This window comes from Bacteroides sp. M10 (assembly GCF_014334015.1).
Taxonomy (GTDB): domain Bacteria; phylum Bacteroidota; class Bacteroidia; order Bacteroidales; family Bacteroidaceae; genus Bacteroides; species Bacteroides intestinigallinarum.
On record NZ_CP060488.1, the window covers coordinates 858,639 to 871,318 of the forward strand.

General features: G+C 40.4%; 8 protein-coding genes and 1 pseudogene. 2 read left to right on the forward strand and 7 right to left on the reverse strand.

Annotated features, from left to right (window positions below):
• Positions 1-28: 28 nt before the first annotated feature.
• From H8796_RS03510 to H8796_RS03520, 3 genes are all read right to left on the reverse strand, one after another.
• Positions 29-1,636, reverse strand: coding sequence for a RagB/SusD family nutrient uptake outer membrane protein (locus tag H8796_RS03510; RefSeq protein ID WP_117610755.1), 1,608 nt, complete (start codon positions 1,634-1,636; stop codon positions 29-31).
• A gap of 23 nt (positions 1,637-1,659) precedes the next feature.
• A complete protein-coding gene (locus H8796_RS03515) occupies positions 1,660-4,743 on the reverse strand; it encodes a TonB-dependent receptor (RefSeq protein ID WP_233530291.1) in 3,084 nt (1,027 codons plus the stop codon).
• 406 nt (positions 4,744-5,149) lie between these two features.
• Entirely contained in the window at positions 5,150-6,187 is a 1,038-nt protein-coding gene (locus H8796_RS03520; RefSeq protein ID WP_009000967.1) for a LacI family DNA-binding transcriptional regulator, read from the reverse strand.
• A gap of 211 nt (positions 6,188-6,398) precedes the next feature.
• Between H8796_RS03520 and H8796_RS03525 the strand changes: the two genes are divergently transcribed.
• Positions 6,399-8,078, forward strand: a complete 1,680-nt coding sequence (locus tag H8796_RS03525; protein ID WP_009000968.1) for a sodium:solute symporter family protein — start codon at positions 6,399-6,401, stop codon at positions 8,076-8,078.
• A gap of 35 nt (positions 8,079-8,113) precedes the next feature.
• A pseudogene (locus tag H8796_RS03530) lies at positions 8,114-8,875 on the forward strand (family 43 glycosylhydrolase); the annotation flags it as partial.
• Positions 8,876-9,131: 256 nt separating this feature from the next.
• Here H8796_RS03530 and H8796_RS03535 read toward each other — a convergent pair.
• From H8796_RS03535 to H8796_RS03550, 4 genes are all read right to left on the reverse strand, one after another.
• Positions 9,132-9,839, reverse strand: coding sequence for a ComF family protein (locus tag H8796_RS03535; RefSeq protein WP_117936963.1), 708 nt, complete (start codon positions 9,837-9,839; stop codon positions 9,132-9,134).
• A gap of 31 nt (positions 9,840-9,870) precedes the next feature.
• Positions 9,871-10,674 carry an inositol monophosphatase family protein gene (locus H8796_RS03540; RefSeq protein WP_009000971.1) on the reverse strand — a complete coding sequence of 268 codons (804 nt, stop codon included), beginning with the start codon at positions 10,672-10,674 and terminating at the stop codon, positions 9,871-9,873.
• A gap of 116 nt (positions 10,675-10,790) precedes the next feature.
• A complete protein-coding gene (locus tag H8796_RS03545) occupies positions 10,791-11,930 on the reverse strand; it encodes an aldose epimerase family protein (protein ID WP_009000972.1) in 1,140 nt (379 codons plus the stop codon).
• Positions 11,931-11,958: 28 nt separating this feature from the next.
• Positions 11,959-12,480 carry an RNA polymerase sigma-70 factor gene (locus tag H8796_RS03550; RefSeq protein WP_009000973.1) on the reverse strand — a complete coding sequence of 174 codons (522 nt, stop codon included), beginning with the start codon at positions 12,478-12,480 and terminating at the stop codon, positions 11,959-11,961.
• Between the last annotated feature and the right edge of the window lie 200 nt (positions 12,481-12,680).

Genomic DNA, 12,680 nt, shown 5'->3' on the forward strand with positions numbered 1-12,680 from the left:
CGATTATTTTAAACAGATAAAAAATCAATTACCAACCCTCATTCTGCGTCATTAGCTTGTTGACGGTAATCTCCGTATTCGGAATCGGGAAGAGAACATTACGGTCCGTTATATTCTGCCCTACTCTACTTGCATATTTGAATTCCGACGGAGCAGTCGTTGAAATTTCCGTACCAAAAGCCTTCATTGTAGCCACATATTCTCCCCAACGAAGCAGATCGAGTTTACGCATCCCCTCAAAGCAAAGTTCCCTAAACCGTTCTTTTTTTACTTCTTCCAAGAAATCCGTCTTAGCCAAATCTGCGGGAAGGTCCACTGTCGCATCAACAGTATGAATCGGCTTCCCATAAGCTCTTCTTCTCACCTGGTTGATTGCGTCGTACGCTTCGTCGGTAGGACCGTTAACTTCATTCTCTGCCTCTGCTTTCATCAGCAGGACATCACTGTAGCGGACAACAGGAAAATTTGTGGAATTAAAGAGACGTGCTTTTTGTCCTATTTCGTACTCTCTTCTCCATTTACCTGGGTTACGATTATATATCTGAGTAGCCGAGAACATTACTTTCTTAGTTACCTGAACCACTTCCACCTCCTGTGTTTCCTCATTGACCTTTGTTTCTTCCACTACATTATAGTAATAAGGAGCTACATTCCAGTCCTTACGCAAATCACCTTCTCCATATGAATCATAAAGTCTTTTAGAAGCCTTCATCGGACCTCCTGAGTAGCCTATTGATTCATCACGGCACAAAATGCCATTCTCCACTCCTACGGAGCCGGCCAAATCTACCGTACCAATTTTGTTACCATACATGCCTATTTCCCAGATACACTCCTTGCTTTCATTAATATCTTGCGAATGATTAATAAAGATTTGTTTATAATCGGGGTTCAACTCATGCTTCGTAGAAGCAATCACCTTGTTGGCATATTCCAAAGCATCCGCATAGCGCGTCTCGTCTTTCAGAGGTTCACCCGCCATTTTAAGAAATACTCTTGCCAAAATAGCCTGAACCCCCGTTTTGGTAATTCGTTCGTTATAGCCAAGTGCATCAATATCCAATACCAGTTTTTCCGCCTCTTGCATATCCTTTACAATCTGTTTGTAAATATCCGTCAATGGCGATTTCGCCAAATAGTTATCATTGGCAGACATTGTCGGAGCAAGTTTCAAAGGTACTTCACCAAAGAAAGAGGTCAGCAAATAATAGTAATATCCTCTCAAGAAAAGAGCCTCTCCCTTTGCTGCTTTCATCATGTCGGTATCCAATTCTTTACCTTCAACACTATACAACAGAAGATTGGCTCTGTTCACTCCTTCATACAACACTTCCCAGAAACGTCCGACATCCAGATCAGCGGCGTCCATTACGCCTGCACGGATATTAGTGTTATTAAAATTATTAGTATAAAAAGACTCGTCACTCAGTACAAATAAGCTAAAAAGTCCCTTACTGTACATTCTTCCGTTTGTGTCAATCAGACGATTATACACTCCGTTCAACGCCTGTAACAGTTCGCTTTCCGTATTATAATAATAATCAGGAGAAACAAAATCAGGTTCCTTATCAAGTATGTTCGAGCAGGAAGTTCCTAACAGACATACAGTCATCCATAACAATATATTATGCTTCATATATACGATTTGATTTTAAAGGTTTAAAAAGAAATATCAACTCCTAGTGTTAAAGTTCTCGGCCTTGGATAAGGAGACCAATCGAAAGAGGGCGTCAACGCTGTAGGGCGAGTAGAAACTTCCGGGTCCGGTCCTGAATATCTAGTCCATGTAATCAAGTTCTGCGCAGAAGCATATACTCTCAATGACTTAATATTTATCTTTTTCAGCCATGCGTTCGGCAATCTATATCCTAATGATACCGTTTTCAAACGCAAGAAAGAACCGTCTTCAATAGTACGCGACGAATAAACAGCCGGTCCTTGCCCACCTATCCGGTAGAGTTCGTTTGTCTGGTTCTCGGGAGTCCAACGGTTGGCAAACGAAGCAAACATATTGAGTGAGGTACGAGCATTCGGATCACCACCTTCAAACTCAATACGGTTGGCATTCAGCACATCACCGCCATAGCTCCATTGAAAGAATACGTTTAAGTCAAAATTCTTGTACTGAAAGTTATTACCAAATCCGCCGATATGCTTTGGATTCGGATTACCGATAATAGTCAGGTCATAGTCATTCACCACTCCATCGCGATTAATGTCCTTGAATTTGATATCTCCCGGCTGAATTTTCTCACGTGCATTTCCATTATTGGGAACACCGTCTTTCAATATATAAGATTCCCCTACCTTATCGAAATCTGTGTACTGATAAACTCCATCAAAAATATGTCCGTAGAACATAGCAATCGGATGTCCCGGAATGGCAATATAAGGATAAGCATTGTTGAAATTACCCCAGTTCACACGGCTTGCCAAACTCGGTTCATCATCGTTCAATGACAAGACTTTGTTGCGATTGAATGATATATTGAAGCTGGAAGTCCATGAGAACTCTTTCGTTTGTATATTTTTAGTGTCAATGGTCAGCTCAAGTCCCGAATTGGAAACCGATCCTACATTTCTATAAGCACACAAAAATCCCATACTAGGTGCCAATGTAGCATTCAACAGCAGGTCTTTCGTTTTCTTATAGTAATAATCTGCCGTCAACGAAATCCGATTATCCCAAAACGACATATCCAATCCAATATTAGTCTGTACGGTAGTCTCCCATTTTAGTTTAGGATTCCCCAACGTTTTCGGCACTACCCCTTTACCCGGTGTATTACCTGTACTGTACCCAGAGTCTGCCGTTATCTGTAAGGCTGTCAGTGCAGCATAGTCCGTCACACGATTGTTACCTGTCGTACCGATACCTGCCCTCAGCTTACCACTACTAATCCATTTTACATTTTTCACGAATTTCTCTTCACCAAATCCCCAAGCAGCGGAGGCAGACGGGAAATAAGCCCAACGGTTATCTTTTGGGAACTTCGACGAACCGTCGGCACGGAATGAAACGGTCAACAGATATTTGGACTTATAATTATAATCCGCTCTTCCTAAATAAGAAACCAAGCCGTTGGCTGTCTTGCTGATATTGGCGGACGTCAGCTCACCCTCATCCAGTCCGGCGATCCCCAACGCCTCATTAGGAACATTGATTGCTCTGATTTCATCAATAAATGTACTATTATCCTGCACAGTGAAACCGCCCAACACTTTCAGACGATGTCCCTTCTTCAAAGGAACATCATATGTCAACGTATTTTCGTTCAACAGGCTAGTTCGCTCCGTGTTGGTTATCCAACCATTCACCTTGTTATTGGTATGACGATGTCCCCCTCGAGAGTTAGAGTTGAAAAAGACTTCTTTCCGTTGATGTATCTTATTATATCCACCAGTAATCTTGAGAGTCAGGTTTTTTAAAATTTTATACTCAAAATAAGCGTTACCGATGAAATTGTAAGTAAACAATGGGTTATACTCATTCTCGGCTGCCATCAGAGGGTTGATACGAAGATCAGTAGTCGGATCGGTTGTCTCATCATACAAGTCATTCAGCAAATCACCGTCATTGACACCTGCCACTGGACGGTACCCCCACAACGCATACATCAAACTTGCCGTCGGACTAGTCTGCGATTCAGATACAATGGTACCATATTTCTTCGAATACGTATAATTAGCATTAATACCTACTTTTATTTTCTTAGTGATTGTCTGATCCAATACAAAACGACCTTGATATTTTTTGTAACCGCTGTTCAACATAATACCTTGCTGATCCACCAATGAACCGGAAACAGAGTATCTCGTCTTTTCAGTACCACCCCTGACAGCTATATTGTGGCTATGCACCAAAGCATCCCTATACACCTTGTCCTGCCAGTTAATACCTTCGATATTCCGATAATCTTCCAATGTCCTTTCGCCAGCCAAGTAGCGCTTACTGTAAACGTTGTAATCTGCTTCCAACTGATAACGCACAAATTCATAAGGGTCAAGCATTTCCTGCTTCTTGATAATCTGTTGTACACCTACCCAGCCACTATATGTCACGGTAGGCGAACTAACTTTTCCTTTCTTTGTAGTTACCAAAATTACCCCGTTCGCACCTCTCGCACCATAGATAGCCGTAGCCGACGCATCTTTCAATATTTCAATAGACTCGATTTCTTCGGGGTTCAGCATATTCCCCACTGCCATTTCCAGTGGAAAGCCATCCACTACATATAATGGGGAATTATCCTGAGTTACCGAATTATTACCACGGATAACAATCTGCAAGTCACTACCCGGCTGTCCGTCGGAGGAAGTTACCTGTACACCTGCTACACGACCTGCAAGACTTTCTTCAAAGTTAAAAACCGGTGCTTTACGCATATCTTGCACATTCGCCTTTGCAATAGCTCCTGTCAAATCCTTACGAAGTCCGGAACCATACGCAGTAATCACCACTTCATCTAACAATTCTGAAACGGCACGCAAACGAATAGTCAGCTTCTTTCCATCCTCTACCATTACTGCCTGTTTTTCGTACCCAATAAAAGAAATCTCTAATTTTGTATTATCTCCATCTACCCGGATAGAAAAATTCCCATCCAAATCACTGATAGTACCCACACTTTTCCCAGCAACTGCCACAGAAGCCCCAATAATAGGTTCTCCTGTTTCAAAATCAATCACCGAGCCAACTACCGTTCGCGTTTTTGCCTGTTGGGCAATCGCTACACTGTTCATTTTTGAAACATCTTCTGCTGAATGTACTACAGAAGAAAAGGAAATAGATAAATACACAAGACTACAGCATCTAATGTACCACTTCGCTTTTGAAATAACTGCGTTCTTCATGGTGCAATACTTAATTTCTCGTTAACAATTTAAATGGTATATCTAAGTTTTCAATCTTAGCAGCTGGTCTATTCTGGTCTGCTAGATTTTGCAAACATAGCGATTATTTATTAAACTCCAAATAAATTTAAAGAAAAAAACATAATCACTCTTTCAGAGCTCACTAGAAAGCCCATAAACAAAGGAAAGTGTATTTTTATTTATTTTCAGAAACAAGAAAAAGAAAAACGGAACATACCTCTTTAATATAAAAAGGCTATGTCCCGCAAATAATTCGATCTGAAAAAACGAGGTTTCAACTCGTCCTTCTAAGAGAAGATTCCCTGATATTTAATTTTGCATCCAGAATAATCGACTTCGACAGCATTTTATCCTCATTATTGACATTATGCTTGATTTGCTCCAATAATAATTGTGCAGCATTCCGCCCCATTTCAAAAGTAGGTTGTTCCACACTAGTCAGATTAGGTTCCACAATAAACGCTTCCTTAGATTCGGAAAAACCAACTACTGCCATATCCTCCGGAATTCTAATCTTGTTTTTCTGAAGAGTTTTCATCGCTCCTATCGCCACCGGATCGTTCACTGCAAAAATTCCATCTGGCATTTTTTCCATTTCAAGAATCTGATGAGCCGCCATGATTCCTTTCTCCATCATTATTCCGCAGTCGATAATCAAAGACTCTTCAACCAGCAAGCCATACTTTCGCAAGGCATCCATATATCCATTTTTGCGTTTCTGCGCGATAAGCAAATCTTCAGAACCTGCCAAATGAACAATCCGCCTACACCCTTGCTGTATCAAATGTTCAACTGCAGCAAAAGCCCACTTATAATCATCAATAACTACATGGGGAGCACTCAACTCTGCACAAATCCGATTGAAGAAAACCACAGGAAAATTATTCCAGATCAAGTCAGAAAAGTAACTAGTATTTTCCGATTCCTGGGTAACCGAAATCAGAAAACCATCCACCATCTGCGCTTCCAACGCCTTCATATTCCGCAATTCATTCTCATGCGATTCATTAGATTGCATTATCAGCACATGATATCCTTCAGGATTCAGCACACTCTGAATACCCATAATTACTTCAGAAAAGAAAGAATTGACAAATTCAGGGACAATCACTCCGATAAACATGGACTGGCTTTGTTTCAGACTCAAAGAAATCGGATTCGGCTTATAATTCCATTTTTCTGCAAGCTCCAGAACAGCTTTGCGTGTTTCTGGATTAACATCCCATTTATCACATAAAGCTCTGGAAACAGTAGAAGTCGAAATCTTCAGTTCCTTGGCTAAATCCTTGATAGTCACTCTTGGTTTACTCATAGACTGTCACTCACTCTAAAAAATTTCCCGAATATAATCAAATTCCGGCAATTGGAATGTTAAAACTCCAAGAGTTTAATTTCGGGAACGTTTGCGGTAACGTTCCCGATGATTTATATTCCGAATTGTTTGTTTATCTGTAGAATCAAAAATATATTTGCTGTCAACTTAGATGTTTTTCAAACCTGTTTTGTTAACTAAATCATTTGATATGACTACTCTCGACATCATTACTATCGTACTATTTTCCCTTGGAGTTGTTTTAGTCGGATTGGCTTTCTCCCAAAAAGGTAAAAGTATGCAATCTTTCTTTGCCGCAAACGGAACCATGCCGTGGTACATGAGCGGCCTCTCACTGTTCATGGGATTTTTCTCTGCTGGCACATTCGTCGTATGGGGTTCTATCGCTTATTCTATGGGCTGGGTTTCAATCACTATCCAATGGACAATGGCGATCGCCGGTTTCATTGTAGGATTACTCATCGCGCCCAAATGGCATAAAACAGGAGCACTCACAGCAGCAGAATACATACATAAGAGATTAGGCAAGTCCACACAGAAGATATATACCTACCTGTTCTTATTTATCTCTGTGTTTCTTACAGCATCTTTCCTGTATCCAGTAGCCAAAATATTAGAGGTTTCCACCGGGCTGCCTTTAAATACTTGCATTTTATTATTAGGAGGGTTATGCATTTTGTATGTGTCTGCAGGCGGATTATGGGCAGTAATTTCCACAGACGTACTTCAATTCGTTATTCTGACAGCAGCGGTTATCATCGTGGTTCCTTTATCTTTCGATAAAATTAACGGAGTTACCGCACTAATAGAGCAAGTGCCCGACACATTCTATAATCTTCTGAACGATGAATATACTTTTGGCTTCCTGGTAGCTTTTGGAATCTATAATACTATATTCCTGGGTGGAAACTGGGCATATGTACAGCGATATACCTGCGTCAAAACACAAAAAGATTCCCAAAAAGTAGGTTATTTGTTTGGAGCCCTATACATAATCAGTCCAGTGCTATGGATGCTTCCACCAATGGTTTACAGAGTATATGACCCTTCGCTCTCATTACTTGATGCAGAAGGCGCATATCTGATGATGTGCAAGGAAGTACTTCCTAACGGGCTTTTGGGCTTAATGATCGGTGGCATGATTTTCGCAACGACCAGTGCACTGAATTCAAAGCTGAATATTGCTTCAGGAGTCATCACCAATGATATATTCAAAAACCTAAGGCCAAAAAGTTCCGACCGTACCCTTATGTACGTCGCAAGAATCTCGACTATTCTCTTCGGAGTATTCAGCATATTGATAGCCATGCTTATTCCTAAAATGGGGGGAGTTGTAAACGTTGTTATCAGCTTGGCGGCATTGACAGGCGTTCCTTTATATCTGCCTATCATTTGGACACTATTCTCTAAAAGACAGACTGCGACTTCTAACATCACGACTACTTTATTAAGCTTGGCTATCAATGGTTTATTCAAATTCATCACTCCACTAATGGGTTTCTCCCTCAATCGTGCCGAGGAAATGATTCTTGGAGTTACTTTCCCAATCCTATGCCTGGCCATTTTTGAGATATATTATAAAGCAAAGAACAAGGAATCGGAAAAGTATCAATCTTACTTAATATGGAATAAAGAAAACAATGCCCGGAAATTGAAAGAAATCGAAGAAAATGAATCGACAGAGAAAGCGGGCAATAATTTCAGCAAACGGGTAATCGGTTATGGCATCTTCGCTTCCGGAGCTGGCATTGCGATATTGGGTGGTATGGCAGATAACGGACAAAAACTTATCATCACAACTGGCGTCGTTTTTGCTCTGCTCGGATTACTAATGACAAGAAAGTCCAAACCAACAATATCTAAAGATTGAGAATTATGAGAAGCTACTATTTTCTTATCACACTGATGAGCATTTGTGTCATCTCCAATACTATACAGGCACAGAACAAGAAAAAGAAAAGCTTCAAACCCGGAACAGTGTGGGTCGATAACAATGGAAAAACTATTAATGCACACGGCGGTGGTATTATATATGTAGATGGCATCTATTATTGGTATGGTGAGCACAAACTGCCCAATAAATCTGAGAAAGAAAAAGCAGATGGTGGTGTACATTGTTATTCATCCACTGATTTGTATCATTGGGAAGACAAAGGAATAGTATTATCCGTTGACTATAAAAATGAAAAAAGTGATATTGCTGACGGCTGTATTCTCGAACGCCCTAAAGTAATATACAACAGGGCGACTTCTAGATATATGATGTATTTCAAACTCTATCCCAAAGGACAGGATTATAAATACGGTTATCTAGGAGTCGCTGCGGCAATTTCTCCTACAGGCCCCTTTACATACAGTCACAAGTTTTTAGGAGCAGATTCTCCATACGGTTCAGGAGATTTTTGTATCTACAAAGATGATGATGGCAAAGTATATCATTTCACGGTACGCAAGCCTGATAAAGCTTTTGTGGCAGGTGAATTAAATAAGGAATATACTTACCCACAGGGAAAGTACAAGGTAGTCACGGGAATCACTAACGAAACAGAAGCACCTGCCATCTTCAAGCATAAAGGTACCTACTATTTGCTGGGATCAGGCTCTAGCGGTTGGAAGCCCAATGCCGCGCGCATATTCACATCAAAATCAATAACGGGTGACTATACGGAAAAATCAAATCCCTGTCATGGTGTCAATCCATATAATGGACTTGGTCCCGAAAAAACTTTTGGGGGACAATCATCCTTCATTATTCCTATACAAGGAAAGAAAAATTCCTATATTGCCATGTTCGATATATGGAAACCGGAAATGCCAATTGAAGGACTTTATATATGGCTACCCATTAAAATCCAAACTAATAGTATAAATATAAAATGGAGAGATGAATGGAATTTAAATATATTCTCTGACGAAAAGAAGATTATTCCACCGTTGCCAACGTCAATATACTAATCCGTATTCCCTCCACTTTCACCAGACAAGAAGCACATGCCAGCGTAGTAGAACCGGTGGTCAACACATCGTCAACGATCAGTATGTGCTTCCCGACAAGTGCTTCGGGACGTTGAAGTTCAAAGACACCTTCCACATTATCCCGACGTTCAAGTATGGATTTGTGTGTTTGCGTCTCCGTATTTTTCTTACGCAATATGGATTCTGTATCTATGGGGATTCCTGTTACAGCAGTGATTCCACGGGCAATCCATTCGCTCTGGTTATAACCGCGAATTTGCTGTTTTTTCTTGTGAAGCGGTATAGGGATTATAACATCAATTCCTTGAAAGAAATGGGAAGATAATAGTTCTGCTGCCATATACCGTCCCATAATTGCACCTATTTCCTTCTGTCCACCATATTTCAAACGGTGAAGAATCAGCCGGAAGTCACTTCCTTTCTCATAAAAGAAAAAAGAAGTAGCCCGTTCCAGAGGAATTTGTCCCCAGAAAAGTCGCTCTACCGGATTATCTTTTCGAAGATGATAGTTCGTACGAGGTAGTTTGATATTGCATACTGTACAAATACATTCCTCGCCCTTTGCTAACGGTCGGCCGCAAACGACACAGCAACGGGGAAACAGTAAAGATAAAAAAGAACTAAGCCAGTCTTTTACAAGAAGTGTGTGTTTCATAATAATAGAGATTTTAAAGTTGCAATACCACTTACATATTCAATGGAGGGACTTCTGCCAGAAGTTTCTGAAAGAAAGAATGCAGAGTTCCGTTCGTTGCAATAATATGATGTCCTTCTATGAAGTTATCTTCGCCATAGAAGTTAGTAACCTTTCCTCCCGCTTGCTGGACGATCAATGCCGCTGCGGAATAATCCCATTTTCCGAGAAACGCTTCCATCCACGCATCGAAACGCCCAATAGCTACATAGCAAATTGCAGCGGCAGCCGAACCATTCATACGAATACCTCCCACTACTCCATAAAGTTGATCGATGAGATGAAGAGCGGTCTGTTTATATTGTAGATGATTATAAGGTAATTCTGTAATAACAAAGGCATCTTGAATATCCTCAACACTCGACACATGAATTTCTTCACCATTCATAAAAGCCTTTCCACCTTTCCAGGCATAGAAACATTCATCCCGGCAAACTTCATAAACAACACCTAAAAGAAGTTCGGTACGATTGCGTAAAGCGATACATACACAATAAGGAGCCTCATCATGAATATAATTTGTAGTTCCATCCAACGGATCAATGACCCAACAGTAGGGTTCGTCCTGATAAGTGGCAGAGCCTTCTTCTGTTATGAATCCCGCTTCGGGCAGTAGAGCAGCAAGTGCTTTCACCACTCGCACCTCTGACTCTTTATCTACATAAGACACATAATCATGTGCATGTTTTTCCTCCACACGCTCACGACGGAAGTTCTTCCGTTCTTCTTTCAAAAAATGTCCAACCTCTGTAGCAATCTGGCATACATCAGTGGTAAGTTGCTTTAAATCTAACATTCTATCTTTCGTAATTTAGGCAATCTGCAAATCAATGCCAAAATTATCACTTTTTTTGATAGAAATAAGAGTTTTACAGGAAAAAGATAAGTAATTCCAGGGCATACTCTATTAAATTACTTTTGCACAGAAAACCTATATTCCGTAACGGAATGATATTTCTCATGAGGTCGTAACACACAGGATGGAAATTCAGGATGATGTGGCGTGTCCGGATGATGGATGGTTTCCAATATAAAACCACCATATTTCTGTTGTGGACCACCTTTAGCCACAATCTTTTCAGAGAGTCCGATGCCGGTATAAATCAGTAAACCGGGCTCTGTTGTGTAAGTTTCTATTCGACGTCCACTTTGAGGTTCTGTGATCGTTGCGGCATAACGCAGATCTCCATTATAATCACGAAGTATCCAATTGGCAGAATAACCACCCATAAGTTTCATATGCTCATTGGGAGAGTTGGCACGTTCCGCAAAACTGTGAGGAGTACGAAAATCCAAAGGGCCTCCTGCTATCGCTTCTACCGAAGCCGGCACATACCACGGAGTATTAACCGTGACTGAATCCGCATTAATTTGCACAATATGATTTAAAACCGAACCTCCGTCATACCCCTGAAGGTTAAAATAGCAATGTTGCGACATATTGACGATAGTCGGTAGATCGGTTACCGCCTCATATTCTATACGCCAAGTATTATCCGAAGTCCAGAAATAAGTGACTTTACAATCTAAGTTACCAGGATATCCTTCTTCTCCGTCAAGACTGCGGCGGGTAAAAACAATTCCAAGCGTATCAGGAGTATTGATTGGCATAGCTTTCCACATAACACGATCAAATCCTTTCATACCACCATGCAAATGCCCCGGATATCCGTTGGGAGATTCATTGCACGATAGCTGATACCGAATCGAGTCAATCATAAAAGCACCACCGGCAATACGGTTGGCATAACGCCCTAATAAAGCCCCGAAAAATCTCTCGGCTCCAATCTCGTAATCTTTAAGATTCTCATATCCAAGCACTACATCTGCCATTTTCCCCTCTCTGTCCGGCACTATAATATTCGTTATACGACAACCATAGTCAATTACTTTGATTTGAGCACCTGAAGCATTAGTCAGAGTATATTGGATAACAGTATCACCGTCTTGAGTAACACCGTAAAAAGCTGCTTTTACTCCAGAACTGGAGCCACATTCCGCACAAGCAGTAACAAGTACGGCTAAAGATAAACAAGCCAAAAATTGATTCATTTGATATTCAATATTAAGGAATAAATATTTATCGAATAAACAGCCACAAAAATGCAAATGCAGAAGAAGACAATATCTCTCTTATTCGTTTGAGTGCAATACTTATTTGCGTTTCCACAGTTTTCACAGAAATTCCGAGACGTTCGGCAATCTGTCTATAAGAAAGCCCCTCCTTCCGGCTCAAGGAAAATATTTCTCTACATTTCTCCGGAAGTTGTTCAATTGCCTGATTCACCACCTTTGTTAAAGCATCCATATCAAAACAATCTTTATATTTCCTTTCTTCCAGTTGCTGATTAAACCAGTTTTCCAACAACTGATGCCTGTTTTCCTCATCACGAAGATAGTTTAATACCCGATTTTTGGCAGCCCGGAAAAGATAGGTTTTGATATAGGTTATTTCAATACAATCTTTATTCTCCCATAGTTTGAGAAACACCTCCTGAATAACATCTTCTATAACTGCTCCATCATGCGTATAGAAGTTGAGAAAACAACAAAGTTGTTCATAGTATGTATCGTAATAATTTCGAAAGGCTTGAATATCCATCGTTCCCGGAATTGTGTTTATCAGTCTCACAAATCTACAAAAAATAATCTTCTTTCGGAATACATTTTCGTAAAGAGAACCATACCCTCAAAACACTTTCTAATACTAAAACCGAAATCACATTAATTGCACTAAACAAAAATGCTGATAATGACGCGGATCATACAGATTCTTTCTAAATATAAATCTGTATGAATCCG

What these genes read in the sequence shown, in the direction of transcription:
- H8796_RS03510 (WP_117610755.1), bottom strand. Translation starts at nt 1,636, where the DNA reads ATGAAGCATAATATATTGTTATGGATGACTGTATGTCTGTTAGGAACT.
- H8796_RS03520 (WP_009000967.1), bottom strand. Translation starts at nt 6,187, where the DNA reads ATGAGTAAACCAAGAGTGACTATCAAGGATTTAGCCAAGGAACTGAAG.
- H8796_RS03525 (WP_009000968.1), top strand. Translation starts at nt 6,399, where the DNA reads ATGACTACTCTCGACATCATTACTATCGTACTATTTTCCCTTGGAGTT.
- H8796_RS03535 (WP_117936963.1), bottom strand. Translation starts at nt 9,839, where the DNA reads ATGAAACACACACTTCTTGTAAAAGACTGGCTTAGTTCTTTTTTATCT.
- H8796_RS03540 (WP_009000971.1), bottom strand. Translation starts at nt 10,674, where the DNA reads ATGTTAGATTTAAAGCAACTTACCACTGATGTATGCCAGATTGCTACA.
- H8796_RS03550 (WP_009000973.1), bottom strand. Translation starts at nt 12,480, where the DNA reads ATGGATATTCAAGCCTTTCGAAATTATTACGATACATACTATGAACAA.
- H8796_RS03545 (WP_009000972.1), bottom strand. Translation starts at nt 11,930, where the DNA reads ATGAATCAATTTTTGGCTTGTTTATCTTTAGCCGTACTTGTTACTGCT.
- H8796_RS03515 (WP_233530291.1), bottom strand. Translation starts at nt 4,743, where the DNA reads ATGAACAGTGTAGCGATTGCCCAACAGGCAAAAACGCGAACGGTAGTT.